This window comes from Tardiphaga sp. 172_B4_N1_3 (assembly GCF_052076035.1).
GTDB classification, from domain to species: Bacteria; Pseudomonadota; Alphaproteobacteria; order Rhizobiales; family Xanthobacteraceae; genus Tardiphaga; species Tardiphaga robiniae.
Window position 1 is genome coordinate 5,382,754 of the sequence record NZ_CP197238.1, and the last position, 26,192, is coordinate 5,408,945.

30 protein-coding genes are annotated in these 26,192 nt (G+C 62.1%); 23 read left to right on the plus strand and 7 right to left on the minus strand.

Annotated features, from left to right (window positions below):
• The first annotated feature begins 1 nt into the window (after position 1).
• Positions 2-2,218, plus strand: a complete 2,217-nt coding sequence (locus tag AB7783_RS25455) for a 3-hydroxyacyl-CoA dehydrogenase NAD-binding domain-containing protein (protein WP_441279122.1) — start codon at positions 2-4, stop codon at positions 2,216-2,218.
• A 258-nt stretch (positions 2,219-2,476) separates the two neighbouring features.
• On the opposite strand, the gene gstA is transcribed toward AB7783_RS25455, so the two are convergent.
• Complete coding sequence (gstA, locus tag AB7783_RS25460) at positions 2,477-3,091, minus strand: glutathione transferase GstA (protein ID WP_120288156.1); 615 nt, start codon at positions 3,089-3,091, stop codon at positions 2,477-2,479.
• 125 nt (positions 3,092-3,216) lie between these two features.
• On the opposite strand from gstA, the gene AB7783_RS25465 reads away from it, so the two are divergent.
• The 5 genes from AB7783_RS25465 to AB7783_RS25485 all read left to right on the plus strand — a co-directional run bounded on the left by AB7783_RS25465 (position 3,217) and on the right by AB7783_RS25485 (position 6,737).
• Positions 3,217-3,717, plus strand: a complete 501-nt coding sequence (locus tag AB7783_RS25465) for a MarR family winged helix-turn-helix transcriptional regulator (RefSeq protein ID WP_441279123.1) — start codon at positions 3,217-3,219, stop codon at positions 3,715-3,717.
• Between the two features lie 96 nt (positions 3,718-3,813).
• A complete protein-coding gene (locus AB7783_RS25470; protein WP_441279124.1) occupies positions 3,814-5,184 on the plus strand; it encodes a glutamate--cysteine ligase in 1,371 nt (456 codons plus the stop codon).
• Positions 5,185-5,333: 149 nt separating this feature from the next.
• The gene (locus tag AB7783_RS25475) at positions 5,334-5,849 is read left to right on the plus strand and encodes a PAN domain-containing protein (protein WP_116664682.1); all 516 of its coding nucleotides are present in this window, start codon (positions 5,334-5,336) and stop codon (positions 5,847-5,849) included.
• Between the two features lie 27 nt (positions 5,850-5,876).
• Positions 5,877-6,236 carry a DUF6152 family protein gene (locus AB7783_RS25480; RefSeq protein ID WP_441228438.1) on the plus strand — a complete coding sequence of 120 codons (360 nt, stop codon included), beginning with the start codon at positions 5,877-5,879 and terminating at the stop codon, positions 6,234-6,236.
• Between the two features lie 9 nt (positions 6,237-6,245).
• The gene (locus AB7783_RS25485; RefSeq protein WP_441231295.1) at positions 6,246-6,737 is read left to right on the plus strand and encodes a DUF6644 family protein; all 492 of its coding nucleotides are present in this window, start codon (positions 6,246-6,248) and stop codon (positions 6,735-6,737) included.
• Here AB7783_RS25485 and AB7783_RS25490 read toward each other — a convergent pair.
• Genes AB7783_RS25490 through tldD form a run of 4 tightly spaced genes read right to left on the minus strand, consistent with a single transcriptional unit; the run spans position 6,728 to position 9,897 of the window.
• Entirely contained in the window at positions 6,728-7,084 is a 357-nt protein-coding gene (locus AB7783_RS25490) for an MmcQ/YjbR family DNA-binding protein (protein WP_441279125.1), read from the minus strand. The two genes, AB7783_RS25485 and AB7783_RS25490, sit on opposite strands and share 10 nt — an antisense overlap.
• Positions 7,081-7,680 (minus strand): nucleotidyltransferase family protein, encoded by a 600-nt coding sequence (locus AB7783_RS25495; protein WP_441279126.1) that lies wholly within the window; start codon positions 7,678-7,680, stop codon positions 7,081-7,083. The genes AB7783_RS25490 and AB7783_RS25495 overlap by 4 nt, the downstream gene beginning before the upstream one ends.
• Positions 7,681-7,696: 16 nt before the next feature.
• The gene (lepB, locus tag AB7783_RS25500) at positions 7,697-8,473 is read right to left on the minus strand and encodes a signal peptidase I (protein ID WP_441279127.1); all 777 of its coding nucleotides are present in this window, start codon (positions 8,471-8,473) and stop codon (positions 7,697-7,699) included.
• Positions 8,470-9,897, minus strand: coding sequence for a metalloprotease TldD (tldD, locus tag AB7783_RS25505; protein WP_089266822.1), 1,428 nt, complete (start codon positions 9,895-9,897; stop codon positions 8,470-8,472). The genes lepB and tldD overlap by 4 nt, the downstream gene beginning before the upstream one ends.
• Positions 9,898-10,240: 343 nt before the next feature.
• Between tldD and AB7783_RS25510 the strand changes: the two genes are divergently transcribed.
• Entirely contained in the window at positions 10,241-11,452 is a 1,212-nt protein-coding gene (locus AB7783_RS25510; RefSeq protein WP_441279128.1) for a PepSY-associated TM helix domain-containing protein, read from the plus strand.
• Positions 11,453-11,469: 17 nt separating this feature from the next.
• On the opposite strand, the gene AB7783_RS25515 is transcribed toward AB7783_RS25510, so the two are convergent.
• Complete coding sequence (locus tag AB7783_RS25515) at positions 11,470-11,802, minus strand: winged helix-turn-helix transcriptional regulator (protein WP_441279764.1); 333 nt, start codon at positions 11,800-11,802, stop codon at positions 11,470-11,472.
• Positions 11,803-12,035: 233 nt separating this feature from the next.
• Between AB7783_RS25515 and AB7783_RS25520 the strand changes: the two genes are divergently transcribed.
• From AB7783_RS25520 to AB7783_RS25530, 3 genes are all read left to right on the plus strand, one after another.
• On the plus strand, positions 12,036-12,419 hold the full coding sequence (locus AB7783_RS25520) for a DoxX family protein (protein WP_184513040.1): 384 nt from the start codon (positions 12,036-12,038) through the stop codon (positions 12,417-12,419).
• Between the two features lie 90 nt (positions 12,420-12,509).
• Positions 12,510-13,022, plus strand: a complete 513-nt coding sequence (locus AB7783_RS25525) for a DsrE family protein (protein WP_441279129.1) — start codon at positions 12,510-12,512, stop codon at positions 13,020-13,022.
• Between the two features lie 46 nt (positions 13,023-13,068).
• Positions 13,069-13,701, plus strand: a complete 633-nt coding sequence (locus AB7783_RS25530; RefSeq protein WP_441279130.1) for a TlpA family protein disulfide reductase — start codon at positions 13,069-13,071, stop codon at positions 13,699-13,701.
• 18 nt (positions 13,702-13,719) lie between these two features.
• Here AB7783_RS25530 and AB7783_RS25535 read toward each other — a convergent pair whose 3' ends face one another.
• Complete coding sequence (locus tag AB7783_RS25535; protein WP_441279131.1) at positions 13,720-14,280, minus strand: invasion associated locus B family protein; 561 nt, start codon at positions 14,278-14,280, stop codon at positions 13,720-13,722.
• 483 nt (positions 14,281-14,763) lie between these two features.
• On the opposite strand from AB7783_RS25535, the gene coxB reads away from it, so the two are divergent.
• From coxB to AB7783_RS25600, 13 genes are all read left to right on the plus strand, one after another.
• Positions 14,764-15,609, plus strand: a complete 846-nt coding sequence (coxB, locus tag AB7783_RS25540) for a cytochrome c oxidase subunit II (protein ID WP_089266828.1) — start codon at positions 14,764-14,766, stop codon at positions 15,607-15,609.
• Positions 15,610-15,713: 104 nt separating this feature from the next.
• Complete coding sequence (gene ctaD / locus AB7783_RS25545; protein ID WP_068732612.1) at positions 15,714-17,339, plus strand: cytochrome c oxidase subunit I; 1,626 nt, start codon at positions 15,714-15,716, stop codon at positions 17,337-17,339.
• 101 nt (positions 17,340-17,440) lie between these two features.
• Positions 17,441-18,382 (plus strand): heme o synthase, encoded by a 942-nt coding sequence (locus AB7783_RS25550; protein WP_309943809.1) that lies wholly within the window; start codon positions 17,441-17,443, stop codon positions 18,380-18,382.
• Between the two features lie 16 nt (positions 18,383-18,398).
• Entirely contained in the window at positions 18,399-18,572 is a 174-nt protein-coding gene (locus AB7783_RS25555) for a CoxF protein (protein WP_120288167.1), read from the plus strand.
• Positions 18,573-18,590: 18 nt separating this feature from the next.
• Positions 18,591-19,211, plus strand: a complete 621-nt coding sequence (locus tag AB7783_RS25560) for a cytochrome c oxidase assembly protein (RefSeq protein WP_231078357.1) — start codon at positions 18,591-18,593, stop codon at positions 19,209-19,211.
• A gap of 96 nt (positions 19,212-19,307) precedes the next feature.
• On the plus strand, positions 19,308-20,165 hold the full coding sequence (locus tag AB7783_RS25565) for a cytochrome c oxidase subunit 3 (RefSeq protein WP_089266832.1): 858 nt from the start codon (positions 19,308-19,310) through the stop codon (positions 20,163-20,165).
• An 80-nt stretch (positions 20,166-20,245) separates the two neighbouring features.
• Positions 20,246-20,641 (plus strand): DUF983 domain-containing protein, encoded by a 396-nt coding sequence (locus tag AB7783_RS25570; RefSeq protein ID WP_441279132.1) that lies wholly within the window; start codon positions 20,246-20,248, stop codon positions 20,639-20,641.
• Positions 20,638-21,393 carry an SURF1 family protein gene (locus AB7783_RS25575; RefSeq protein WP_441279133.1) on the plus strand — a complete coding sequence of 252 codons (756 nt, stop codon included), beginning with the start codon at positions 20,638-20,640 and terminating at the stop codon, positions 21,391-21,393. The genes AB7783_RS25570 and AB7783_RS25575 overlap by 4 nt, the downstream gene beginning before the upstream one ends.
• Positions 21,394-21,412: 19 nt before the next feature.
• Positions 21,413-21,808: a hypothetical protein gene (locus tag AB7783_RS25580; RefSeq protein WP_231078355.1), complete on the plus strand. Its 396-nt coding sequence runs from the start codon at positions 21,413-21,415 to the stop codon at positions 21,806-21,808.
• 149 nt (positions 21,809-21,957) lie between these two features.
• Complete coding sequence (gene thrC, locus AB7783_RS25585) at positions 21,958-23,373, plus strand: threonine synthase (RefSeq protein ID WP_175365934.1); 1,416 nt, start codon at positions 21,958-21,960, stop codon at positions 23,371-23,373.
• A complete protein-coding gene (locus AB7783_RS25590) occupies positions 23,373-24,662 on the plus strand; it encodes a M16 family metallopeptidase (RefSeq protein ID WP_093761650.1) in 1,290 nt (429 codons plus the stop codon). Before thrC ends, AB7783_RS25590 begins: the two co-directional genes overlap by 1 nt.
• A gap of 34 nt (positions 24,663-24,696) precedes the next feature.
• A complete protein-coding gene (locus AB7783_RS25595; protein WP_175365935.1) occupies positions 24,697-25,284 on the plus strand; it encodes a GNAT family N-acetyltransferase in 588 nt (195 codons plus the stop codon).
• Positions 25,285-25,438: 154 nt separating this feature from the next.
• Positions 25,439-26,125, plus strand: coding sequence for a hypothetical protein (locus AB7783_RS25600; protein ID WP_244528475.1), 687 nt, complete (start codon positions 25,439-25,441; stop codon positions 26,123-26,125).
• Positions 26,126-26,192 lie beyond the last annotated feature (67 nt).

Consider the following 26,192-nt stretch of genomic DNA (forward strand, 5'->3'; position numbering starts at 1 on the left):
CATGACCTTCAAGAACTTCAAGGTTGAGACCGACGCCGACGGCATCGCGCTCGTCACCTGGGACATCTCCGGCCGTTCGATGAATGTGCTCGACGTAGCGACCATCGAGGAACTCGGGGCCATCGTCGATCAGACCACTGCGGATGCCGCCGTGAAGGCCGTTGTCATCACCTCCGGCAAGGAAGCTTTCTCGGCCGGTGCCGATCTGTCGATGCTCGAAGGCATGGGCAAGGTGTTTGCCGAGACCAGGGCTGCCAAGGGCGAGGAAGCCGCGCAGCAGATGCTGTTCGACGAGAGCCGCAAGCTGTCGCTGACGCTGCGCAAGATCGAGACCTCCGGCAAGCCATGGGTCGCGGCCATCAACGGCCTCGCGCTCGGCGGCGCGTTCGAGCTGACGCTGGCCTGCCACTATCGCGTTGCTGCGGAAAATCCGAAGACGCGTCTGGGTCTGCCTGAAATCAAGGTCGGCCTGTTCCCAGGTGGCGGCGGCACCCAGCGCCTGGCGCGCATGCTGCAGCCGCAAGACACGATGCAGATGCTGCTCAAGGGCGAAGCGATCAATCTCGTCAAGGCGAAGGCGATGGGTATCGTCGGCGCGGTGGTGCCATCAGCCGATCTCATCTCGGCCGCGAAGGAGTGGATCAAGGCTGGAGGCAAGGCTGTCGCGCCTTGGGACGAGAAGGGCTTCAAGCTGCCCGGCGGCCCCGTCTATTCCAAGCAGGGCATGATGATGTTCCCCGCTGGCAACGCCATCTATCGCCGCGAGACCTTCGACAATTATCCGGCGGCCCGCGCCATCATGCAGTGCGTCTATGAAGGCCTGCAGCTGCCGATGGATGCGGCGCTGCGTGTCGAGTCACGCCAGTTTGCGCATATCCTGCAGACCAAGGAAGCGGCGGCGATGATCCGCAGCCTGTTCCTGTCGATGCAGGAGCTCAACAAGGGTGCGCGTCGTCCGCAGAACGTGCCGCCGACCAAGGTCAAGAAGCTCGCCGTCATCGGTGCCGGCTTCATGGGCGCATCAGTCGGCTTCGTCTCCGCGCGTGGCGGCATGGAGGTCGTGTTGATCGATCGCGATCAGGCCAGCGCCGACAAGGGCCTCGGTCATTGCATCGCAGCCATCGATGGCCTGATCGCCAAGGGCCGCGCCAAGGAAGCCGACAAGACGGCGCTGATGGCGCGGATCACGGCAACGGCGGACTTCGACGTTATCAAGGAGTGCGATCTTGTTATCGAGGCCGTGTTCGAGGATCGCGCCGTCAAGGCCGAGATCTACAAGAAGGTGCAGCCGTTGTTGAAGGAAGGCGCCATCATCGCGTCGAACACCTCGACGCTGCCGATCAACTCGCTCGCCGAAGAATTCGCGGACCAGTCCAAGTTCATCGGCATTCACTTCTTCTCGCCGGTCGAGAAGATGATGCTGGTGGAGATCATCGTCGGCAAGAACACCGGCGATGTCGCGCTGGCCACTGCGCTCGACTATGTCCGCGTCATCGGCAAGACGCCCATCGTCGTCAACGACTCCCGCGGCTTCTTCGCCAATCGCTGTGTGCTGCGCTTCACGGCCGAAGGCCTCGAAATGCTGCTCGAAGGCGTGCCGCCGGCGATGATCGAGAACACCGCCAAGATGGCCGGTATGCCGGTCGGGCCGCTGTCGCTGTCGGACGAGATCGCGCTCGATCTGGTGCTGAAGATCATGAAGGCCACCGAAGCCGATCTCGGTTCGCAGGCCGTCGATCAGGCGCAGAAGAAGCTGATCGTCGAGATGGTGGAGAAGCAGGAGCGCTTCGGTCGCAAGAACGGCAAGGGTTTCTACGAGTATCCGCCGAAGGGCAAGGGCTCGAAAGCTCTCTGGAAGGGTATCGCTCCGCTGCTGCCGAAACCGGTCGATCCCGATACGCTCGATGTCGAGGAGCTGAAACAGCGCTTCCTGGTGGTGCAGGCGGTGGAAGCTGCCCGTACCGTCGAGGATCACGTGATCGTCGATCCGCGCGAAGCCGATGTCGGCTCGATCCTCGGCTTCGGCTTCGCGCCGTTCACCGGTGGTACGCTGAGCTATATCGACTTCATGGGCACGAAGAAGTTTGTCGAGCTCTGCCACAAGCTTGAAGCTAAATACGGCTCCCGCTTCACCCCGCCGAAGCTGCTCGAAGAGATGGCCGCCAAGGGCGAGACCTTCTACGGCCGCTTCCCGCCGAAGAAGCTCGCGGCGGCGTAGTCGATAGCACGGACCGTAATGCTCCCTCCCTCCAAGGCGAAGCGAAGCTTCGCTAGGCGGGGGAGGGCCGGGGAGAGGGGTGCCCAGAACTCGGGCGTCGCGATTTGCGGCCACCCCTCTCCCTAACCCTCTCCCGCAAGGGGAGGGGGGACGACAGCGCCAAGTCTATCATGTGGTGATCAACGCGGCATCCAACACAAACAAAAAGGGCCGGATCATTGATCCGGCCCTTTCGTATTTCAGCGCGATGCCAGCAGCTTACGCCGCCTTCATCAGGCCTTCCTTCTCCAGCGCGGCCTGCACTTGCGGGCGGGCAGCGACGCGGTCCTTGTAGGTCATCAGGTTCTTGAATTCGGAGAGATCGATGCTCATCCGGTCGGCCCATTTCAGCATGACGAACAGATAGCCGTCAGCGACGCTGAAATCCTTGCCCAGCAGGTAGTCCTTACCTGCGAGCTGGCCATCGAGATATTTGAACTTGCCCATCAGGCGGGTCTTGAAGAAGCCCTTCACTTCGTCGTCGAACACCGGCTGGAACAGCGGGCTGAAGTTCTTGTGCAGCTCGCCGTTGATGAAGCCAAGATACTCCTGCAGCTGGCGGCGTGCATCGCTGCCATTGGCCGGCGCCAGATTTTTGGCAGCGGCCTGGTCGGCGATGTACTGCACGATAACCGGACCTTCGGTCACGAGCGCACCGCTGTCGAGGCCGAGGGCTGGCACTTGGCCCTTGGGGTTGATGGCGAGATAGTCGTCGCCATTTTCCAGCTTCTTGGCTTTGAGGTCGACCTTCACGAGATCGTAAGGCAGGCCAGCTTCGAGAAGTGCGATATGAGGCGAGAGCGAACAGGCGCCTGGCGAATAATACAGCTTCATCGAAAATTCCTCCCTGAAGACATTGGTTTAACCACGCGGGTGACTAAATGCATTTGCATGAACGAGTCAAGATTGATGCAGCTGCATCAAGTGGGCTAGGGTGCCGCCACCATTTGGACTGAGCCATGAAACGTAAACCTTCCACCGAGGCGACAGCCGCCTGGATCCGCCTGATGCGAATCCAGAGCCGGGTGCTGGACGGCGTCGAGCAGGACCTCAAGCGCGCCGGTTTTCCGCCGCTCGCATGGTACGACGCGTTGGCCGAGCTGTCGCGCTCGCCGACCGGCGAGATGCGCCCGGTCGAGCTCGAAAGGCAGATGCTGATACCGCAATATTCGACATCGCGGCTGATCGATCGTCTGGTCGACGAAGGCCTGGCTGCACGCCGCGAATGCAAGATGGACAAGCGCGGCCTGTTCGTCGAGATCACGGCTGCCGGGCGCGAGTTGCACAAGAAGATGGGCTGCGCCTATTCAACGGCGATCGAGAAACATGTCGGCTCGAAACTGTCCGACGCAGATGCAGCAAAACTGTGCGGCCTGCTCGACCGGCTCGGCTGCGCGTGCCAAGAAGCGGCATCGACAGTGACATCGCCGGCCGCCAGAGACGCCGCGCCGGCGCGATGAACCTTAAATTTTTGCCTGCGTTCGCGACCCGCACGGGCCGCGGGCGTTCCCGACACCGCGCGCAACAGATTGCAGCGCCTTTCATTCGGAATTTCCATGGCGCGTGACCAAATCGATATGACGCCGCTGCAGTCGCGCGACGAACTCGTGGCGTGGCTGGCGGCGGGCGTGAAGCCACCATCGGAATTCCGCATCGGGACCGAACACGAGAAGACGCCGTTTACGCTGAACGGTCACAATCCCGTGCCTTATGAAGGACCGCGCGGCATCGGCGCGGTGCTCGACGGTATGAAGCATCTGCTCGGCTGGGAGCCGATCATGGAAGCCGGCAATATCATCGGCCTCTATGACGTCACCGGCGGCGGCGCAATCTCGCTTGAGCCCGGCGGCCAGTTTGAATTGTCGGGCGCGCCGGTGGAGACAGTCCACCAGACGCAGTCCGAACTGATGGCGCATCTGGCGCAGGTGCGCGAAGTGGCGACGCCGCTCGGCATCGGCTTTCTGGGTCTCGGTCTTACGCCGTCGTGGTCGCGCGCGCAGATTCCGGTGATGCCCAAGGGCCGCTACAAGATCATGACCAATTACATGCCCAAAGTGGGCCAGTACGGTCTGGACATGATGTACCGGACCTGCACGGTGCAGACCAATCTCGACTTCTCCTCGGAAGCGGACATGGTCAAGAAGCTGCGCGTCTCCGTTGCGCTGCAGCCGATCGCGACTGCCTTGTTCGCCAATTCGCCGTTCACTGAGGGCAAGCCGAACGGCTTCCTGTCGTTCCGGTCCGAAGTCTGGCGCGACACCGACAATGCCCGCTCCGGCATGATTCCGTGGGCGTTCGAAGACGGCATGGGCTTCGAACGCTGGGTCGATTACGCGCTGGATGTTCCCATGTATTTCGTCAAGCGCGGCGATACCTATATCGATGTGTCCGGTTCGTCGTTCCGCGACTTCTTCGCGGGCAAGAACGAAAAGATACCCGGCGAGCGTCCCACTCTCTCGGATTGGGCCAATCATCTTTCGACGATTTTCCCGGAAGTCCGCCTGAAGCGTTATCTCGAAATGCGCGGCGCCGATGGAGTGCCGTCGGATCGTTTGCCGGCGCTGTCGGCGTTCTGGGTCGGATTGCTTTATGACAACAGCGCCCTCGATGCCGCCTGGGACATCGTCAAGAACTGGACTGCGGCGGAACGACAGGCGTTGCGCGACGATGTGCCGAAGTTGGGCTTCAAGGCGAAGATCAAGGATCGCTATCTGTTCGAAATCGCCAAGGAGTGTCTGCAGTTGGCCCATGGCGGCCTGCGCCGGCGCGGCAAGCTCGACGCGCACGGCCGCGATGAGTCCCACCATCTGGAGGCACTCGATCGGATACTGGATTCCGGCAAGACTCCGGCCGAGCAGATGCTCGACAGGTTCCATGGCGCCTGGGGTGGCTCGGTGGCGCCAGCCTATAAGGAATACTGCTTCTAGATCAGCGGCTTGGCGAAGCTGAAAATCCGTTCATCAGCGGTACAGGTGACCGGCGTTCCAATGGCGTCCTTCTTACGCCGTTTGCAAACCGCTGAAAGTCATCCTGCATGCCGAGGAACCTGTTCAGAGCGTGTCTGACAGCCCTCGCCATGCTGTTGGTCGCAGCCGTTACGCCCGCTCAGGCGCAAACCAATTTCGATCGTCCCGGCGGTGATTATTCGCGCTCGGTCTCACTGTCCGGCGATCCGGCCGAATGCGCGCTGATCTGCGAGCGCGACAAGAAGTGCCGTGCCTGGAGCTTCAACTATCCGAGCGACAATTCCGAAAATGCAGTTTGCTGGCTGAAAGACAAGGTGCCGCCGCGGGTCGAGAGCTATTGCTGCGTCTCCGGCGTGCGTGGCGCCGGCGTCATAGAACCGCGCACCGGTCCGGTGGAAACCTCGACTGATCGTTTTGGCGGCGACTATCGTTCGTTCGAGATCAAGAACGACGACAAGGCCGAGCACGGCGATGCCTGCCGCGATGCCTGCCAGGGTGACAATAAATGCCGCGCCTGGACCTTTGCGCGGCCCGGTTATGCCGGCAAGAATGCGCGCTGCTTCCTGAAGAACGACATCAAGCCGCCGCGGCGAAAACCGGGTTTCATCTCGGGCGTTGTGAGGTAGCATTCCAGCAATAAAGGGAGTTGAGCCATGACGCGTCTCCTGCACGCACTGACATGCGCTGGATTACTGATTGCTGTTACGACGGTCGCCGCCGTCGCCCATCACGGTTGGGGCAGCTACGACGCTGCCAATCCGGTCACCGTGAACGGTCCTGTCGAAAACAGCAAATTCGAGAACCCGCACGCGACGATCGTGATCAAGGGGTCCGACAAGGCCTGGACTGTCACTCTTGCGCCGACCTCCCGCATGACGGCGCGCGGGGCGTCTGCCGATATCGTGGCTGTCGGCAAGACCGTCTCGGCCTTCGGCTATCCATCCACCGTCGACAAGGACGAGATGCGCGCCGAACGCATCACCGTGGACGGCAAGACCTACGAATTGCGATAGCGCCGGCTCATGACTGAGGGCGCACCCGCGATCTTCATGGCGATGGAAGCGTCCGCAATTGGCGCTGCGATCCGGCAATCGCGCTGGCTCTATATGTCCGCCAATATCGGTCACATCGTCGCGCTGATGTTCTTCGCCGGTGCCATTGCGGTGATGGATGTCCGGCTTGCAGGCGGGTTGGCTGCAACGGCGCCCGGTCCGCTGCTGCGCAGGGCGCGCCGCTTTGCCATTGCCGGATTTCTCGGCCTCGTGCTCACCGGCGGCATTCTGTTTACCGCCGAAGCGAGTCATGTCGTGCTGAACCGCGTGTTTCAGATCAAGGCGGCTCTAATCGCGCTGGGCTTGCTCAATGTCGTCTGGGTTGAGGCGATCATCATGCCGAGGATCGCAGCGTTGCCGCCGCTGTCACCGATGCCTGCGGGCGCGCGGCAAGGCGCGCTGGCGTCCATCGCCATCTGGTTCGCGGTCGCCATATGCGGCCGTGCGATCGCTTACTTCTGACGGGAAGAGCCTTCGGTCTCGAACGCATTGCGTGCGGCCTTCGAGGCCAGCGCCAGCCACTGTCGTCGCAGCAGCGGTTCGACCAGAGCGCGCTTCGCCTTGGAGAGGCGGATCAGCACCATCGGATAATCGCGATAGTGATCGGTGAAATAGAAGATATTCGGTTCGTTCTCGACGAGCATGTCGCGCTCGTCCCGCGGAACGCCGGGCATCACCAGTGAGTCGCCGTCTTCCTTTAGTCGGACCAGCAGTTTCTTGCGCACCTTGAGAGCCGGTGTGCCGTAGGAAGTGCCATCGTCGACTTCGGGCCAAGCGCGCGCGAGTGTGCGGATATCTTCGAACGTCATCGCGGTCCCGCCTCGCCGGTCATGTCGAGATGCCAAACTTCCGGAGCTTGAAGCTTGAGTTCGGGCCACAGGGCCCGCCAGCGTGCAGACTTGGTCCGATACGCCTCTGCGGAGAAATTTGGCACCAGATTCGGGCGCACGAGGAATCCATCCACGTCATCAAGTCCGGCTGGCGCGTAGACATCTACACCATTGCTGCTCAGGCCGACTTGCGTGCATCGGGTGAGAAACCGGTCGATGCCATCCGTTGCGCAAGACAAGGCAGGGTATGGCTTGCCGTGTTTCTCGGGATACCAGAGATGGACGCGGGCCTGATTGCGTACTTCGATGCGGGAACCGGTACGGTCAGCGCACTCGCGGAAACCGACGATGATTCGATCTTCAGCCTCCCACGACAGATCGGGGTCGAAGTAAAACACGTCGTAGTCATTGATGCCGTAATCGACTTTGCGGCCGGTCAATACGTTCCACGCCGTTTGCGTCAGACAACCGGCGACGATCCAGGCGTCCGGGAGACCGAGTTCATTCAGCCGGCAGAGTAGCGCGTCATGGACCGGATTGCGCAGCACAGCAGAAATGAAATCTGCTGTGCGCATGCTGCTGTCGCGGCGCTCAATGCACCCCGGTGAAGAACCGCGCCATGCGGAAGCCCGATAGCCAGTTGGTCACCGGCTGGTTGCGCACGCCGAGATCCCATGAGCCGACGATGGCATCGACACGGCCGACGAGGTTATCCATCGGCAGCAGGCCGACACCACCTTGCGACACCGGTACGCGGCTGTCGGCGGAGTTGTCGCGGTTGTCGCCCATCACGAACAGATGGTCGGGGGGAATGACGACTTCCGGCGTGTTGTCGAGGCGGCCGTTGTCATGCAGCTTGAAGATCGGATGCGATACGCCGCCGGGCAGGGTTTCGACATAACGATGCGCCGGTTCGGAGCCGCCGCTATCGTCTTCCGCGGCACCGATGCCGTCGGCCTTCACCGACGTCGCGACGCCATTGAGCCAGACCTGACCGCCGCGCAGTTCGACGCGGTCGCCCGGCAGGCCGATTACCCGCTTGACCCAGACCTGGGAGCGGTCGCCGGGCCAGCGAAACACCACGACATCGCCGCGCTTCGGCGTGGTCGCGAAGACGCGGCCGGTCTCGGGAAGGGAGACATGGATCGGCAGCGAGGCTGTTGAGTAGCCGTAGGGAAACTTTGTCGCCAGCAATGCATCGCCGATCAGCAGCGTCGGCTCCATGGAGGCCGACGGCACATAGAACGGTTCGGCGAGCGCGCCCTTGGCGACGAAGACAATGCCGACGATCGCGACGATCTGTGCCAGCTGGCCGGACCAGCGCTTTGCAGTCGATGCGACGGTTGTGGTTTCCGTATCCGTGGTCACTGGCCCGTTCCTCCGATGGTCACCTTGTCCATGCGCAGCGTTGGCTGGCCGACGCCGACCGGCACGCCCTGGCCGTGCTTGCCGCAAGTCCCGATGCCATCATCGAGCGCGAGATCGTTGCCGATCATGCTGATGCGGTGCAGGTCGGTCGGACCGTTGCCGATCATCATCGCGCCCTTCAGCGGCGCGCCGATCTTGCCGTTCTCGATCTTGTAGGCCTCGGTGCACTGAAACACGTATTTGCCGGAAGTTATGTCGACCTGGCCGCCGCCGAAGTTCACCGCATAGATGCCGTTCTTCACCGAAGCCAGAATCTCCGCGGGATCGCGCTGGCCGGCCAGCATGTAGGTGTTGGTCATGCGCGGCATCGGCACATGGGCATAGCCTTGGCGACGGCCGTTGCCGGTCGGCTTCATGCCCATCAGGCGCGCGTTCTGGCGGTCCTGCATGTAACCGACCAGGATGCCGTCCTCGATCAGCGTTGTTCGATTGGTCGGCGTGCCTTCGTCGTCGATGGACAGCGAGCCGCGGCGCGACGAGATCGTGCCGTCATCGACGACAGTCACGCCTTTGGCGGCAACCTGCTGACCCATCAGACCGGCGAAAGCCGAGGTCTGCTTGCGGTTGAAATCGCCTTCGAGTCCGTGGCCGACGGCTTCATGCAGCATCACGCCGGGCCAGCCGGGGCCGAGCACCACATCCATTTCGCCGGCAGGGGCTGGGATCGATTCCAGATTCACCAGTGCCTCGCGCAGCGCACCATCGGCTGCCGTGCGCCACGACCCGCTCTCGATGAAGCGCGCATAGCCCTCGCGGCCGCCATAGCCCTTCGAGCCGCTTTCCTGCCGATCACCCTGACCGGCGACGACGGAGATATTCACGCGGACCAGCGGACGGATGTCGCGATAGCTCTCGCCGTCCGGGCGCAGGATTTCGACCACCTGCCAGGTGGCGCCGAGAGAGACGGAGACCTGGCGGACGCGCGGGTCCTTGTCGCGGACATAGGCGTCGATTTCGGCCAGCAGCTTGACCTTGGCCTCGAAGCCCGGCGCGTCCAGCGGATTGTCGTCACTATAGAGCCGCACATTGGTGTGCGAAGGCGCTGCGGCAAAGGTACCGGCATAGCCGCCACGGACCGCATTGACCGCATCAGCCGCACGGATCAGCGCCGGAATGGAAACGTCGGAGGAATGTGCATAGCCAACGGCATCGTCCTTGACGGCGCGAAGGCCAAAACCCTGCGCGGTGTCATAGGTCGCCTGCTTCAGCCGGCCGTTGTCGAAGCCAAGCGCCTCGGACTGGCTGTATTCAAGAAACAGCTCGCCATCGTCAGCTCCCTGAAGCCCCCGCATGAGCTCGCGGCGAACCTCGTCGCGGTCCAGATTGGCGCGGTCGATCAGGGAGGTGGTGGCTGGGCTGGTCATGCAGGCTCCAATGTCAGCGGCGCGGCCCCGGCGCTAGGCGCGGGGCCACGATTTCAATTTGTAGCGACAACCCGGGGATGGGTCGCCTTACAATGGCGTAACCTGCGGCGAAACAGGCGATTCAAACCAAGATAGGTGCTGTTTTGACAAAAAGGGAGGCCTGCACATCGCCGGGGCGAGATCCTCTGGGGGCAACCGTGCCAGCCATGATTGGGCTACCTTGGAGCTATTACAAACTGCGCTCCGATGCGCCTCAGGCTGCGGTGCGGTAGACCTCCGAGCACCATCCTGTGTGAACGGTATTCCTTGCAGGACCAATCTCTTCTGGCAATTATCGCTTTTCATGGCCTCACGAACCAAATCCGCATTCCAGCAAGTCCATTCCATCATCGGCCTGGCGATCTCGCTGATCCTGGGCCTGATCGGTCTGACCGGCGCCATGCTGAGTTTCGAAGACGAGATCGTCGCGGCGCTGAATCGCGATGTGGCGAAGGTCGATCCACGGCCGGCGCCTGTATTGTCACCCGACGCGTTGGTGGCGCTGGTGCAGGCAATCCCCGGGTCGGGCAAGGTCGCCATCGTGACCATGTCGAGCGATCCCGGGGCTGCCGTGCGCATCCGGGCCCGGGGCGAAGGCGGCGAACGCGCGTCGGTCTATGTCGATCCCTATGATGGTCACGTGCTCTCGGCCATGCGCGGCGAGGGCTTCTTCGTCACATTGCGCAACCTGCACCGCTTTCTGCTGCTGCCCGGCAACGGCAATGGCGTCGGGCGCCAGATTACCGGCATTTCCGTGCTCGGCCTCTTCGTGCTGCTGATCTCCGGACTGGTGTTGCGGTGGCCGCGCCGCGTCCGCAGCATCAAGAGCGGTATCAAGACTTGGCTGAAGCCGAATCTCGCGATGCCCGGTCGTCCGTTTCACTGGTCGCTGCACAGTGTCACCGGGACCTGGGTTTTGCCGATCTATCTGGTGAGCATTCTCACCGGCCTGTGGTGGTCGTTCGACTGGTACAAGGACAGCGCCATCTCGCTGCTGTCGAACAAGCCCGCTGTGACTGCGTCGGCGCCGCGCCCGGCCAAGGAAGGTCCCAAGGGTGGCAAGAAAGCGCCCGAGAGTGCGGCTGACGCACCTGCCGCGCCGTCATTCGACAAGGTCTGGTCGACGTTCCTCGCCGATCAGGGTAGCCGCTACGCGATCGTTAACATGCAAATGCCGAATGGTGCGGGAAGTGTCATGCGTGTCCGCTCGGTAGCGAAAGATGCACCATTCGAGGAAGCACGCGACGAATTTCGTATCGACGGTGTGACCGGGCGCATTGTGTCGGCGGAGCGCTATAACGATAAATCCACGGGCGATCGCATCCTCGCGGCGGTGCTGCATATCCACACCGGCGCATTTTTGGGTCTCCCGGGCCGCATCCTGTTCATGCTGGCCGCGGCCCTGATGCCGCTGTTCACCGTGACCGGCTTCATCCTGTATTTCTCGCGCCGCCGCCTGCGTGCGGCATCGAAGCCTGGGCGCCGTCATGCGGTCGGGCTGGTGCCCGGCGAGTAAGGCGCTCCATTTCTGGATTAAGGATGAGTCAGGGGCGCTGCGCTCTCGTCGGAGCCGGATGAGGTCGTGGATCGGGCCTGCATCGCAGAGAAATGCGCCTGCGACCATCGGAACAGTTCGTCGAAGACCGGCCTGAGCGCTCTCGCCGATTCCGTGATTTCATATTCCACCCTCGGAGGTATCTCGGCGAAGACCGTGCGCTTGACGAGTCCGTTGGACTCGAGATCGCGCAGTTGTGTCGTCAGCATGTGTTGCGTCACATTCGGAATCGCGCGCTGCAGTTCTCCGAACCGGTGCTTGTTCTGGACCAGTTGCCAGAGGATTTCACATTTCCATTTGCCGGTAATCATCCCCAGCGCCCGATGAAAATCTTCTACTTCCCGGCCCTGCTGACATTCGGGGAGCGCGATATCGCCTGTTTTTCCATTAGTCATGTTTTTCATACTATCTCAGAAAAAGCATTCTACTTGTCTTTTTCATCTTACTGCCGAAATTTGTGCTTCGAAAGCGCGCCGTGGATCTGAAGCAGACTTTGCCGTCAGCCGCGCCGCCGAAACCGTTTTGACCATCTTCGGAGCTGCTTATGTCATCGTCTTCCGTCACCTCGTCAGCGCCGCGGCGCTGGACCTCCATCAGTCTCTGGGCCGTCAGGGGCTTGCTCGCTCTTGCGTTCGCCGCTGCGGGGACTGCCAAGCTTTACGGCGTGCCGATGCTCGTCGAGGAGTTCGAACATATCGGCCTTGGGCAATGGTTCCGCTATCTGACCGGCACGCTCGAAATCCTCGGAGCGGTCCTGATCATCATTCCGTCAACGGTCGCGTTTGGCGCGGCCCTCCTGTGCTGCATCATGATCGGTGCGATTTTCACGCATGTATTTGTCATTGGCGGTTCGCCGATTCCGGCGATCGTGCTGCTCGCATTGAGCGTTATCGTGGCTTACGCCAAGCGCAGCATGATCCTCAGGTAGCGAGCGCTCACGCTCTCATCCGGCCATCCACGGATTGCCGTTGAAAAAAGCCGAACGTTTCAGTGTGTTCGAGTGCAAGTGATGATTTCAATGCGGAGTTATAGCGGCAAGGCCTTGGCCACGGCGGCGTTCGGTCTGGCGTTTGCGGCACCGTTATTCGTCACGCTGGCTTTGACGGATGCAGGGTCCGCCATTTCAAAGCCGTGGGCGCCGGAGGCGAAGCCTGCGGCGGCCAAGGCACATCGTCTCGTGCTGCAGATCAACACTGATGACCCGACCGTCATGAGAGCGCTGATTTCGACGTCGCTGAACCTGCCGAAATACTACCGGGAGACAAAGCAGGACTTCTCGATCGAAATCGTCGCTTACAACGCCGGTATTCATATGTTTCGAGTGGATACGTCGCCGGTCAAGGAACTGCTGAAGGTCGTCCAGGCTCTCACCCCCGACATTCGCTTCGTGGTCTGCGAAGCGACCAAGCTCGGTATGGAGCGCAGCGAGGGCCATCCGATTTCGTTTATCGATAACGTTCAGATGGTTCCGAGCGGGCCTGGACGGATCATCGAGCTACAGGAAGCGGGTTGGTCCTATATCCGATCCTGAGCGGCACACTTCACTACCCTATTTGATGCCCATCGGAGGCTCGACCGTGACAACACCGCACCGCGGACGGGCTATTGCTCGCTCGCCAATCTCGCGACGTACGCTGCTCAAAGGGGCACTCGCCACGACGGCCGCATTGGCGGCGGGGGGCACTGCCGCGGATGCGCGGCCTGATGGGCCGCCGCCCTTTGGCACCACCCGGCATCAGTTCACTGTCATCCGGGGAGCGCGGCCGATCCCGTCCGTTGCGGTGCCGCGCCTTATTGGCAAGCCGGTTGATCTGACCGCGTTTCCAGGAAAGGTCGTTCTGGTCAATTTCTGGGCGACATGGTGCCCGGCCTGCAAGACCGAGTTGCCGATCCTTGATCGGCTGCAGGATGTTGAGACGCGCGCGAATCTGCAGGTGATCGCGATCGCCACCGATCGCGCAGACGTCGCTTCGTTCGTGCGCAACCTGAAGCTGAGACATCTCGATGTCGGTATGGATCCCGGTGGACTGGTCGCGCGTGCCGGCGAGGTTGCTGCTCCGGATACTCCGTTCAGCCTCTACGCGATGCCTATCTCATATCTCATCGGGACGACGGGGCAGGTCGAGGGATATCTTGCAGGGGAGGCCGACTGGACATCTGAAGATGCCCGGCGATTGCTTGACTATTACAGGGGGCGTGGTTCCGGCTAATGCTGCCGGGTTCAAAGCCTATGGCAGCTTGTCGTAACCCTCGCCGATGCCGTTGAGGCTGAGCGGGAAGCCGATGCCTTCTTCGGGCGTTTCGAAGATGATGAAGGTGGCAGTCTTGGCGGTGCGGAGCTGGGCGAGCAGCTTGTCGTCCATCACGACTTCGGCAACGCAGCCATTGGGCAGGCAGCGCACGAAGCCGGCGCGGCCGACGTCCTGATTGTCAAGCTTGAGGCCGAGGCCGGACGGCAGCAGCACGCCGAGCGGCGCCACCACGCGCATCAGCTTGCTCTTCTGGTCGGCGGTCTTCAGCACGATCACCGTCAGGCCGGCATTGGAGCGGTCTTCCGCCACCACGCTCTGGATCAGGGCACATTGTTCGGCCTGGGCACCGGGCGGGGTATCGCAGCGGATCTGCCAGTCGCCATGAACCGAGCGCACCGCACCCTGGGCGCTGGCGGTAGCCGGGACGGCGGCGATCGCCGCCAGGGCGAGACAACCGAGCGCCAGCCGGCGCCAGCCTGCGATCCCGCGGGCCGGGCGGTTCAGGGTCGGTTTATACTGCAACTTCGAGTGCCCCATCCGGGTCGATTCCTTAGGCGGTGACGTGGTGGTCGTAGTCCAGGGCAGCACGCTTGACGCTGTCTGTCCGGAGGATTTTTCCAGACCACGGAATGATACGGCAATGACGGCGCCTTGAAGGCATCCACGGAGCCAAGAAAGCGCTCGCAGGCGCGAATCAGCATCCTGCCGATCACCTGATCTGTGCCTACATCGGACAATTCCGCTGTCAAGCGCCGTTCGGCTGCCGCACGCCTGTTTATGCCTGATTTCATGCAGCAATTGCGACCTTCGTTCAATACCGCCGAATGCATTACGGGATGCGCCACTCCTGCATTGCGACAGACCGCGAATTATGGTTTGAGAGGCTAGATTTCGACGCATTCTAACAACTGCCTCCAGGCCAATCACTTGGGCGTTTTGGCAAATTGGCAGGGTGCGGATCGGGCGGCATAATTCGGCGACAGGCCGAAATGCGACAGTAAATATGGGAGCGCGAGCGGCATGAGGATGTCGAGGGGCCAGATTGGCCGCCGGTTGCTGGGGTTAGCAGTTGTTGGGGCCGGGCTTGCTTTTGGCGGTGCTGCATTCGCAGAGGTGATGGGCCAGCCCGCGCCGTGGGAATTCAAGCTGCAGGAAGCCGCCACGCCGGTGATGGAGAACATCACCTGGTTTCATAATTTTCTGCTCTGGCTGATCACCGCCATCACACTGTTCGTGCTTGTACTTCTCGTCATCGTGGTGATGAAGTTCAACTCCAAGGCCAACCCGGTCGCATCCAAGACCACGCACAACACGCTGATCGAAGTGGCGTGGACGATCATCCCGGTTCTGATCCTGGTCGCAGTTGCGGTGCCGTCGTTCCGTCTGCTGTTCCTGGAACTCGATATTCCGAAAGCCGACCTGACCATCAAGGCAACCGGCAAGCAGTGGTTCTGGACCTACAGCTATCCCGACAACGGCCCGTTCGAATTCGACTCGCTGATGGCTACCGACAAGCAGCCGCGCCTGCTCGCCGTCGATAACGAAGTCGTCGTTCCCGTGAACAAGGTCGTGCGCGTGCAGACGACCGCCGCAGACGTCATCCATTCCTTCGCGATCCCGTCCTTCGGCATCAAGATCGACGCCGTTCCGGGCCGTCTGAACGAGACTTGGTTCAAGGCCACCAAGACCGGCATGTTCTATGGCCAGTGCTCGGAACTGTGCGGCAAGGATCACGCGTTCATGCCGATCGCGATCCGCGTCGTCAGCGATCAGGAATTTACCGCATGGGTCGAGACCGCGAAGAAGAAGTTCGCGTCCAATCCGGCGAATTCCTACGCTTCGGCCGGAACTGCTGTGGCGCAGTAAGCGGGTGGCGGAGCCGCGAGGCTCCGCACGCACTGTAAGAAATTAGGGCGAGGGGACCGCAAGGTCCGAAAGACTGCCAGAAGAAGACAAAGCAGGATTTGAAAATGGCAACGACCGCGGCAACACCGGCTCACGACGATCACGCCCACGATGATCATGCGCATGCGCATCCGACGGGGTGGCGGCGCTACGTCTATTCGACGAACCATAAGGACATCGGCACGATGTACCTTATCTTCGCGATCGTGGCGGGCGTCATCGGTGGCATCATGTCGATCCTGATCCGCATCGAGTTGATGTATCCGGGCGTCCAGATTTTCCACGAGAGCCACACCTACAACGTCTTCGTCACCTCGCACGGTCTGATCATGATCTTCTTCATGGTGATGCCCGCGATGATCGGCGGTTTCGGCAACTGGATGGTGCCGCTGATGATCGGCGCGCCGGACATGGCGTTCCCGCGCATGAACAACGTGTCGTTCTGGCTGCTGCCGGCCGCCTTCGCGCTGCTCATCATCTCGACCTTCGTGGAGGGCGAGCCCGGCGCCAACGGCGTCGGTGCCGGCTGGACCATGTATGCGCCGCTCTCGACATCGGGCCATCCGGGCCCCGCTGTCGACTTCGCGATTCTGGCGCTGCATCTCGCCGGTGCATCGTCGATCCTCGGTGCCATCAACTTCATCACCACCATCTTCAACATGCGCGCGCCGGGCATGACCCTGCACAAGATGCCGCTGTTCGTGTGGTCGATCCTGGTCACCGTGTTCCTGCTGCTGCTGTCGCTGCCGGTTCTGGCGGGCGCCATCACCATGCTGCTGACGGATCGTAACTTCGGCACCACCTTCTTCGCCGCAGACGGCGGCGGCGATCCGATCCTGTTCCAGCATCTGTTCTGGTTCTTCGGTCACCCCGAAGTGTACATCCTGATTCTGCCCGGCTTCGGCATGATCTCGCAGATCATCTCGACCTTCTCGAAGAAGCCGGTGTTCGGCTATCTCGGCATGGCCTATGCGATGGTCGCGATCGGCGGCATCGGCTTCGTCGTCTGGGCGCACCACATGTACACAGTCGGCATGTCGTCGGCGACGCAGGCCTACTTCGTTGCCGCCACCATGGTCATCGCGGTACCAACCGGCGTGAAGATCTTCTCCTGGATCGCCACGATGTGGGGCGGTTCCATCGAGTTCAAGGCACCGATGCTGTGGGCCGTGGGCTTCATCTTCCTGTTCACCCTCGGCGGCGTCACCGGCGTCGTGCTGGCCAATGCCGGCGTCGATCGCGTGCTGCAGGACACCTACTATGTGGTCGCGCACTTCCACTACGTGCTGTCGCTGGGCGCCGTGTTCGCCATCTTCGCCGGCTGGTATTACTGGTTCCCGAAGATGTTCGGCTACATGTATTCGGAAACCATCGCCAAGGCGCATTTCTGGGTCACCTTCATTGGCGTGAATCTGGTGTTCTTCCCGCAGCACTTCCTGGGTCTGTCGGGCATGCCGCGCCGCTATGTCGACTATCCGGATGCCTTCGCCGGCTGGAACCTGGTGTCGTCGATCGGCTCCTACATCTCCGGCTTTGCCGTGCTGATCTTCATCTACGGTGTGATCGAAGCTTTCGTCCGCAAGGAACAGGCTGCGAACAATCCGTGGGGTTCGGGCGCGACCACGCTGGAATGGACCCTGAGCTCGCCGCCGCCGTTCCATCAGTTCGAAGTGCTGCCGCGCGTTCAGTAAGTGGTTTTCGTGCGGCGCTCTTGGGTGCCGCACCGAGTTAATGCCTCCGCCGAACTCGCAAGGGTTTCGGCGGAGTGCTCGTAACAAAAGTGAGAATGATCTTGTCCGTCCTCGACCACCATACCATCGACCTGTCTGCCCCCCGCATCTCCGAAGCGGGTGTTGCCGACTACATCGCGCTGCTCAAGCCGCGGGTGATGTCGCTGGTCGTGTTCACGGCGATGGTCGGTTATTTCCTGGCGCCGGGCGATCATCACCCGGTGCTGGCGATCACCTCGATCCTCTGTATCGCTGTCGGCGGCGGCGCCTCCGGCGCGCTGAACATGTGGTACGAGGCCGATATCGACGCGCTGATGTCGCGCACCGCCAACCGCCCGATCCCGCGCGGTCGCATCACCCGGCCGGAAGCGCTGACCTTCGGTCTGGTGCTGGCCTTCTTCTCGGTGATGACGCTCGGCATCCTCGTCAACTGGCTCGCCGGCGCGCTGCTCGCTTTCACCATCTTCTTCTATGTCGTGATCTACACCATCGCTCTGAAGCGCTGGACCGCGCAGAACATCGTCATCGGCGGTGCCGCCGGCGCGCTGCCGCCGGTCGTCGCTTGGGCTGCGGCGTCAGGAACGCTCTCGATGGAGCCGGTCCTGCTGTTCTTGATCATCTTCTTCTGGACCCCACCGCATTTCTGGGCGCTGGCCCTGTTCCGCAACGACGATTACACCCGCGCCGGCGTGCCGATGCTGCCGGTGGTCGCCGGTCCCGATGCGACCCGGCTGCAGATTCTGCTCTACACTGTCGTGCTGGTTGCGACCGCCGTGGCCCCGTGGCCGCTCGGCTATTTCTCTGCCATCTACGGCACGGCTTCGCTGATCCTCGGCGCCGGCATGATGTATCTCGCCGTCGAGGTCTATCGTCTGCGCGAAGGCACGCCCGCCAACCGCGCGACGCGCAAGTTGTTTGCTTTCTCGATCGTCTATCTGTTCGCGCTGTTTGCCATTCTGTTGCTCGAGGTGGTCGTGAAGGCCATCCTCCCGATGGTCTGGTAGAGGGGCGCATGATCCGATGGACAATGAGCGCAAGCCTACCGAGCCAGAGGGCATCGTCCTCACTGAGGCCCAGAAGAAGAGCCGGCGCGAACGCTCGCTGGCCATCGCCTGGGCGCTCGGCATCCTCGTCGTACTGTTCTTTGCCGTCACCATGGTCAAAGGACCGGCCGTTCTCATCCGGCCCATGTAATGGCAAAAGCTGAGTGACATGACCGATCAGCCGCAGAACATCAAAGCCTCCAAGCCGCGCCTCGGTCGCGATGCGACGGTGGCTGCGGCTTGCGGTCTGCTGGTGGCCTTCATGGTCGGCGCGTCCTACGCCGCCGTGCCGCTCTATAACTGGTTCTGCCGCGCCACCGGTTTCAACGGCACCACGATGGTGGCCAGTTCGGCACCCGCGACGGGTCCGATCGCACGCAAGATCGCCGTCCGCTTCGACGCCAATGTGTCGGGCGGCCTGCCGTGGAAGTTCGTCCCGGAGCAGAGCGAGATCGAGGTCAAGATCGGCGAGGTCGTCACCGTGTTCTATACGGTGACCAACCAGTCGGCCCGTACCACCTCCGCACAGGCTGCCTATAACGTGGCGCCGCTGACGGTGGGTGCGTATTTCCAGAAGATCAATTGCTTCTGCTTCACCGACCAGACCCTGGCGCCCGGTGAGAAGCGCGAAATGCCCGTCGTATTCTATGTCGATCCTGCGCTAGCCGCGGATAGCGAGAATGACGGACTGAAGTCGATCACACTGTCCTACACGTTCTACCCCCTGCGCGATCCGGCGCCGAAGCCGCTGGCGGCGACGGAGACTGACAAGCGCAAGGGTAACCTCTAAGAGAAAGCTCTGAGAGAAATCCTGGAGCGTTCCGCGTTATAAAATTGAGCGAACTCGCACCGGCTTCAACCGGCGCAGCTGACGGAGAGAACCGCAATGGCTACGGCGCAAGCAAAGCACCACGACTATCACCTCGTCGATCCCTCTCCGTGGCCGGCGGTAGGCTCGCTGTTCGCCTTCATCATGGCGGTCGGCGCGGTCAGCTGGATGCATCACATGTATGCCGCGGCGCCCATCGTGTTCGGCGTCGGCACCATCGGCGTGCTCTACGTGTTCGCAAGCTGGTGGACCGACGTGGTCCGCGAAGCCCAGTATAAGGGCGACCACACCCGCGTGGTGCAGATCAGCCATCGCTACGGCATGATCCTGTTCATCGCTTCGGAGGTGATGTTCTTCGTCGCCTGGTTCTGGGCCTATTTCAATTCGTCGCTGTTCCCCGGCGATCCCGTCCATGCCACCCGCGAGGCGCTGTTCGGTGGCGTCTGGCCGCCGAAGGGCATCCAGACTTTCGATCCCTGGCACCTGCCGCTGCTCAACACGCTGATCCTGTTGACCTCGGGCACCACGGTGACCTGGGCGCATCACGCCCTGCTGGAAGGCGATCGCAAGGCTGTGAAGTATGCGCTGATCCTCACCGTGCTGCTCGGCGCTGCCTTCTCCTGCGTGCAGGCCTTCGAATACGCGCACGCTGCTTTCGGCTTCAAGGGCAACATCTACGGTGCGACCTTCTTCATGGCGACCGGCTTCCACGGTTTCCACGTGCTGGTCGGCACCATCTTCCTCTTGGTCTGCCTGTTCCGCGTCTATGCCGGTCACTTCACGCCGAAACAGCATCTCGGCTTCGAATTCGCCGCCTGGTACTGGCACTTCGTAGACGTGGTCTGGCTGTTCCTGTTCGTCACGATCTATGTCTGGGGCTATGGCGGCCCTATCGTCGGCGCAGCCGCGCACTGATCGCATTCGGGTGCTACAAGAGGGCGGCCGCAGGGCCGCCCTTTTTGTTTGGCGCTTGCGCCGTGAAAGAATTCGACTCGATGCCCGATCAAGCCGCTGTTCCCGTCACGCTTGGCCAGACCGTCATTCGCGGCCTGACCTGCAAATGCCCGCGCTGCGGCGAGGGCAGGCTCTATGCGGGCTTCATCAATCTGGCGCCGCGCTGCGAGCGTTGCGAACTGGACTATGCTTTCATCGACACCGGCGATGGCCCGGCGATCTTCATCATCATGCTCGCCGGGGCCATCGTTGTCGGTTGCGCGCTGGTGGTGGAGGTCAAGTATCAGCCGCCATTCTGGCTGCATGCCGCATTGTGGCTGCCGCTGATTCTCGCGACCACGCTGCTGCCATTGCGCTCAATGAAGTCGCTGCTGATCGCCCTGCAATTCCACCACAAGGCCTCCGAAGGCCAGTTGATCGATCGCACGCCGAAATGAACACTGTTGCAGCGCGCCGGCGCAGTATCACCGGTCTCGGCATCGTCACGCTCATCATCGTCGGTGTGCTCCTCAGCCTCGGCTTCTGGCAGTTGCAGCGCCGTACCGAGAAACACGCGTTGATCGCCGCACTCACGGAGCGCCTTGCAGGTGCGCCCGCTGCATTGCCGGCTCCATCCACATGGAGTGCGCTGACCCCGGCGAAGGATGAATTCCGCCGCGTCAGCTTCTCGGCCACCTACAAGCCAGTCCCTGATGGCATGGTCTACAGCTCCGGCTCCGGGGTGCGGCCGGATGTACCGGGCCCGGTGACCTGGGCCTTCCTGCCGGCGCAATTGGCCTCCGGCGAGACCATCGTGATCAATGCGGGCTTCGTGCAGAACACGATGCAGGATCGCGCCCAGCAGGACCGCGCCGTGCAGAAGCTCATCACCGGCGCGCCCGTGACCCTGACCGGCTATCTGCGTTTTCCCGAAACCGCGGGCACGCTGACGCCCCATGACGACGTCAACAAGCGTCTGTGGTTCAACCGCGACCAGCGTGCCATGGCGCAGGCGCTCGGCTGGGGCCCTGTCGCGCCGTTCTATGTCGATCTGGAAAGTCCCGTGCCGGCCAACGCCATTCCGAAGCCCGGTCCGCTCGAAATCCATCTCAAGGATGACCACATGCAATATGCCATCACATGGTTTGGCCTCGCCGCCGCCGTGGTGATTGCTTTCGGAGCGTGGATCAAGGGGCAGCGGGCTGTTTGAGCCAGCTCCGGAGGAAATCGTGGAGAAGAGCCGGGACATCATTTTGGCCGCCGAAGGAAAGCGAATTCTGGAGCATCATCTGGCTCTTGGACCCCAAAAAGCGGTGAGCTACCTGCCGATCAACACGATTGAAAACGTCCTTCACCTGACCGTGCCAATCTACCGTTCCCTTATCGCGGATGGCGGACATCAGAGTCTTCTATTCGCTGATGGAGAATGCTGTATCGGCTCCGGAGCCATCTACGCTTACAGTCCGGATGACCTTGGTGCCGTCCTGTTTGAGAGCCGGCCAATCCTTGCTTCGAACGATTGGCCAACTTCCCAAATTGAATTTCTGAAGCGAGTAGCTGCCCTATGGGTTGAGCCAGGAAGCCCGATCCTGCCGGTCATCCGGAGGGCGTTCGGCGAAACTTAACGCTCGGGTGCCTGGTTCGTCGGACCGCCCCATTGGCGGTTTCCCCACCCGGCGAAACCCATTATGGTGCCCTCAGACTTAGCTGCCAGCGAAGTTTTAACCCCATTATTATCAAAGGCTTGGCGGTTTCCGCGCCTTTGGAGGACGCCTTGACGACCTATATCTCGACGCGGGGAGAGGCCCCGAAACTCGGTTTTTGCGATGTCATGCTGACCGGGCTTGCCCGCGACGGCGGCCTCTACATTCCCGAGGTCTGGCCCCAGTTGTCAGCCGAGACCATCGCGTCGCTGTTCGGCCGGCCCTATTGGGAAGTCGCCGTCGAGGTGCTCCGGCCATTCGTAGCCGGTGAGATTTCCGACGAGGATCTCGGCCGCATGGCCAATGAGGCCTATGCCACCTTCCGCCATCCCGCCGTGGTACCGCTCGACCAGACCGCGCCGAACCAGTTCGTGCTCGAGCTGTTTCATGGCCCGACGCTGGCGTTCAAGGACGTCGCCATGCAGCTCATCGCGCGGCTGATGGATCACGTCCTCGCCAAGCGCAATCAGCGCACCACGATCGTGGTCGCGACCTCCGGCGACACCGGTGGCGCTGCCGTCGATGCCTTCGCCGGTCGCGACAATGTCGATCTCGTCGTGCTGTTTCCGAACGGCCGTATTTCCGACGTGCAGCGTCGCATGATGACCACGACCGGCGCGTCGAACGTCCATGCGCTCGCCGTCGAGGGCCATTTCGACGATTGCCAGGCGATCGTGAAGGGCTTGTTCAATCATCACAAGTTTCGTGACGCCGTGTCGCTGTCGGGTGTGAACTCGATCAACTGGGCACGTATCGTTGCGCAGGTGGTTTACTACTTCACCTCGGCAGTCGCCGTCGGTGCGCCTGCACGCAGCGTTGATTTCACGGTACCTACCGGCAATTTCGGTGACATCTTTGCCGGCTATGTGGCCAAGCGCATGGGTCTGCCGGTGCGCAAGCTGCGCGTCGCCGCCAACGTCAACGACATCCTCGATCGCACGCTCAAGACCGGCATCTATGAAGTGCGTGAGGTGCACGCCTCGTCGTCGCCGTCGATGGATATTCAGGTGTCGTCGAATTTCGAGCGCCTGCTGTTTGAAGCCTCCGGCCGCGATGCTGCGCTGGTGCGCGGCTTGATGGATTCGCTGAAGCAGTCCGGCCGTTTCGTGCTGCCCGAGAAAGTGCTGACCGCGATCCGTGCCGATTTCGAATCCGGCCGCGCCGACGAGGACGAGACCTCGGCCGCCATTCGCGCCGCGTGGCGCGAAACCGGCGACCTCATCGATCCGCATACGGCCGTGGCATTGGCCGTCGCCGATCGTGACACTACCGAGATGCATGTGCCCAATGTCGTGCTGTCGACGGCGCATGCAGCGAAATTCCCCGATGCGGTGGAAGCGGCGTGCGGCGTGCGACCGGCATTGCCGGTCTATCTGGAAGGGCTGATGACGAAGCCCGAGCATATTAAGGTCATGAAGAATGACCAAAGCGATATTGAGCAGTTCGTGCTGTCGGTCAGCCGTGCTGCGAAGCAAGGAGTATCCTGATGACCGTCGAAGTTACCAAACTGCCTTCGGGCCTGACGGTCATCACCGATACCATGCCGCATCTGGAAACCGCCGCCTTGGGCGTCTGGACCGGCGTCGGTGGCCGCGATGAGAAGCCCAACGAGCACGGCATCTCGCATCTGCTTGAGCACATGGCGTTCAAGGGCACCAAGAAGCGTTCGTCGCGCGAGATCGTCGAGGAGATCGAGGCGGTCGGCGGCGATCTCAATGCCGCGACCTCGACCGAAACCACAGCCTATTACGCCCGCGTGATGAAGGCCGATGTGCCGCTGGCGCTGGATGTGCTCTCCGACATTCTCGCCAATCCGACGTTCGTGCCGGACGAGCTGGAGCGCGAGAAGAGCGTGATCGTGCAGGAGATCGGTGCGGCACAGGACACGCCGGACGATGTCGTGTTCGAACATCTCAACGAGCTCTGCTATCCCGACCAGCCGATGGGCCGTTCGCTTCTGGGCACCGCCAAGACGCTGAAGGGGTTTGATCGCGACATGCTGCAGAGCTACCTGTCCACGCATTATCGCGGGCCGGACATGGTGGTGGCTGCAGCCGGCGCCGTGAATCATCGCCAGGTCGTGCATGAAGCCGCCGATCGCTTTTCCAGCTTCGAAGGCACGGCCGCTCCGAAGCCGCAGCCGGCGATGTTCGGCAAGGGCGGTTCGCGTGTGGTCAATCGCGATCTTGAACAGGCGCATCTGACGCTGGCGCTGGAAGGCTTGCCGCAATCGGACCTGTCGCTGTTCAGTCTGCAGGTCTTCACCAACATTCTCGGCGGCGGCATGTCCTCGCGGCTGTTCCAGGAAGTGCGTGAGAAGCGCGGCCTCTGCTATTCGATCTACACCTTCCACGCGCCCTATACCGACACCGGCTTCTTCGGTCTCTATACCGGCACCGATCCCACCGATGCGCCGGAGATGATGGAAGTCATCGTCGACGTCATCAACGAGTCGGTGGAGACATTGACCGAAGCCGAAATCGCGCGCGCCAAGGCGCAGATGAAGGCCGGTCTGCTGATGGCGCTGGAGAGCTGCAGCTCGCGCGCCGAGCAATTGGCGCGGCACATGCTGGCCTATGGCCGTCCGCTCACCGTGGAAGAGCTCGTCCAGCGCATCGATGATGTCAGCGTGGAATCGACCCGCAACGTCGCCCGTGGCCTGCTGACGCGCAGCCGCCCGGCCGTGGCGGCGCTCGGCAGCGGCCGGGGGCTGGACACGGCAGTGGCTTTTGCGGAAGGATTGACCCGCGCCAAGGACAAGAGCCTGCTCCACTAGGCAGGTGAGGTCCGAGGCATCAGGGAGCGAGCCTATGGCCCTGTTTCGTTTGCCATCGAGTATGCCGGCGGCGCTGGCGCCGCGCGGCTACGGCGTTGCGTTGCGCGCGCCCGTGATGAGCGATTTTCCGCAATGGGCCGATCTGCGTGAGCTGAGCCGGGGTTATCTCACACCGTGGGAGCCGATCTGGCCGTCAGACGACCTGACGCGCTCCGGCTTTCGCCGCCGGCTGCGCCGCTATGCCGACGATGCGTCCGCTGATCGCGCCTATCCGTTTCTGGTGTTTCGCGAGTCCGATGGCACGCTGCTGGGCGGCGTGACGCTCGCCAATGTGCGCCGGGGCATCGTCCAGGCCGGCACCATCGGCTACTGGGTCGGCCAGCCCTATACCGGGCAGGGCGTCATGACCGCGGCGCTGCGGGTGCTATTGCCGACCTTGTTTGGCGAGTTGAACCTGCACCGCATCGAGGCGGCCTGCATTCCCAGCAACCTGCCGTCGGTGCGGGTGCTGGAGAAGTGTGGCTTCTCGCGCGAGGGACTGGCGCGGCGTTATCTCTGCATCAATGGCATCTGGCAGGATCACCTGCTTTACGGCATGCTGCATGAGGACTTCCGCGGGTAGTCGTGGTGCAACGCGATGTCCGGATGTGGCGCAATGGCGCGCATCTGTCCTCTCTCAAGCGCCTTGGGTTCGCCGCCATTGCGCTGTTATAAGGCCCTGCGCACGCCTTGGGCGGGGCTGCGCAAACGACTGAATTTCCGGGGATATCTTCATAATGCGAAACATTCGTTCGATGCCGATCAGCGGCCGCACCGGCGCGCTCCGCGGCCTGCTGGTGATCACTGCAGCAAGCCTGACACTGGCCGGTTGCGGCGGCGGCAGTATGTTTGGCGGCGGTTCGCCGAGCAGCAGTGGCGGCGGCAGCCCGTCCATGACCGATCGCTTCACCCAGTTGTTTTCGGGCAAGTCCACCGAGGTTGGCGCGCCGCAGTCGCCGCAGACCGACGAGAACGATCTGACCTGCCCGAGCGTCAGCATCCGGCCGGGTGCCTCGACCTATGCGGTCGGCGCTGCGGGCAAGCCTGCGGTCGGCAACGATCTGGCTTTCCAGGCCACCATCACCCGGACAGCGCGCTCCTGCGATCTCAATGGCGGTCAGATCTCGGTCAAGATCGGCATCCAGGGCCGCGTCATCGTCGGGCCGGCCGGCGCGCCAGCAGTGGTCGATGTGCCGCTGCGTGTCGCCGTGGTGCAGGAGGGCGTGACGCCGAAGACCATCGCCACCAAGGTGTTCCAGACCAATGTGCAGATCGGCAGCGAGACCAGCGTGCCGTTCAGCCTGGTCGGTGAGGATCTTGTTTATCCCGTGCCCACAGGCACTGCAGGCGATTCCTACATCTTCTATATCGGCTTCGATCCGCAGGCCCTGAAATCGCAGGCACCCGCACGCAAGCGGCGCTAAGGGGTTATCCGAGCCAACAAAAAAGCCGGCGCGATCATCTCGCGCCGGCTTTTTTAGTTTGAAGTCT

Bases quoted from the DNA above. Each gene is read 5' to 3' on its own strand.
- AB7783_RS25590 (WP_093761650.1), top strand. From the start codon at position 23,373: ATGACCGTCGAAGTTACCAAACTGCCTTCGGGCCTGACGGTCATCACC.
- AB7783_RS25570 (WP_441279132.1), top strand. From the start codon at position 20,246: ATGCCCGATCAAGCCGCTGTTCCCGTCACGCTTGGCCAGACCGTCATT.
- AB7783_RS25490 (WP_441279125.1), bottom strand. From the start codon at position 7,084: ATGACGTTCGAAGATATCCGCACACTCGCGCGCGCTTGGCCCGAAGTC.
- ctaD (WP_068732612.1), top strand. From the start codon at position 15,714: ATGGCAACGACCGCGGCAACACCGGCTCACGACGATCACGCCCACGAT.
- AB7783_RS25480 (WP_441228438.1), top strand. From the start codon at position 5,877: ATGACGCGTCTCCTGCACGCACTGACATGCGCTGGATTACTGATTGCT.
- AB7783_RS25560 (WP_231078357.1), top strand. From the start codon at position 18,591: ATGACCGATCAGCCGCAGAACATCAAAGCCTCCAAGCCGCGCCTCGGT.
- AB7783_RS25600 (WP_244528475.1), top strand. From the start codon at position 25,439: ATGCGAAACATTCGTTCGATGCCGATCAGCGGCCGCACCGGCGCGCTC.
- AB7783_RS25470 (WP_441279124.1), top strand. From the start codon at position 3,814: ATGGCGCGTGACCAAATCGATATGACGCCGCTGCAGTCGCGCGACGAA.
- AB7783_RS25465 (WP_441279123.1), top strand. From the start codon at position 3,217: ATGAAACGTAAACCTTCCACCGAGGCGACAGCCGCCTGGATCCGCCTG.
- AB7783_RS25555 (WP_120288167.1), top strand. From the start codon at position 18,399: ATGGACAATGAGCGCAAGCCTACCGAGCCAGAGGGCATCGTCCTCACT.
- AB7783_RS25515 (WP_441279764.1), bottom strand. From the start codon at position 11,802: ATGATTACCGGCAAATGGAAATGTGAAATCCTCTGGCAACTGGTCCAG.
- AB7783_RS25455 (WP_441279122.1), top strand. From the start codon at position 2: ATGACCTTCAAGAACTTCAAGGTTGAGACCGACGCCGACGGCATCGCG.
- AB7783_RS25565 (WP_089266832.1), top strand. From the start codon at position 19,308: ATGGCTACGGCGCAAGCAAAGCACCACGACTATCACCTCGTCGATCCC.
- coxB (WP_089266828.1), top strand. From the start codon at position 14,764: ATGAGGATGTCGAGGGGCCAGATTGGCCGCCGGTTGCTGGGGTTAGCA.
- AB7783_RS25575 (WP_441279133.1), top strand. From the start codon at position 20,638: ATGAACACTGTTGCAGCGCGCCGGCGCAGTATCACCGGTCTCGGCATC.
- AB7783_RS25535 (WP_441279131.1), bottom strand. From the start codon at position 14,280: ATGGGGCACTCGAAGTTGCAGTATAAACCGACCCTGAACCGCCCGGCC.
- AB7783_RS25520 (WP_184513040.1), top strand. From the start codon at position 12,036: ATGTCATCGTCTTCCGTCACCTCGTCAGCGCCGCGGCGCTGGACCTCC.
- AB7783_RS25485 (WP_441231295.1), top strand. From the start codon at position 6,246: ATGACTGAGGGCGCACCCGCGATCTTCATGGCGATGGAAGCGTCCGCA.
- gstA (WP_120288156.1), bottom strand. From the start codon at position 3,091: ATGAAGCTGTATTATTCGCCAGGCGCCTGTTCGCTCTCGCCTCATATC.
- AB7783_RS25525 (WP_441279129.1), top strand. From the start codon at position 12,510: ATGCGGAGTTATAGCGGCAAGGCCTTGGCCACGGCGGCGTTCGGTCTG.
- AB7783_RS25510 (WP_441279128.1), top strand. From the start codon at position 10,241: ATGGCCTCACGAACCAAATCCGCATTCCAGCAAGTCCATTCCATCATC.
- AB7783_RS25595 (WP_175365935.1), top strand. From the start codon at position 24,697: ATGGCCCTGTTTCGTTTGCCATCGAGTATGCCGGCGGCGCTGGCGCCG.
- tldD (WP_089266822.1), bottom strand. From the start codon at position 9,897: ATGACCAGCCCAGCCACCACCTCCCTGATCGACCGCGCCAATCTGGAC.
- AB7783_RS25475 (WP_116664682.1), top strand. From the start codon at position 5,334: ATGCTGTTGGTCGCAGCCGTTACGCCCGCTCAGGCGCAAACCAATTTC.
- AB7783_RS25495 (WP_441279126.1), bottom strand. From the start codon at position 7,680: ATGCGCACAGCAGATTTCATTTCTGCTGTGCTGCGCAATCCGGTCCAT.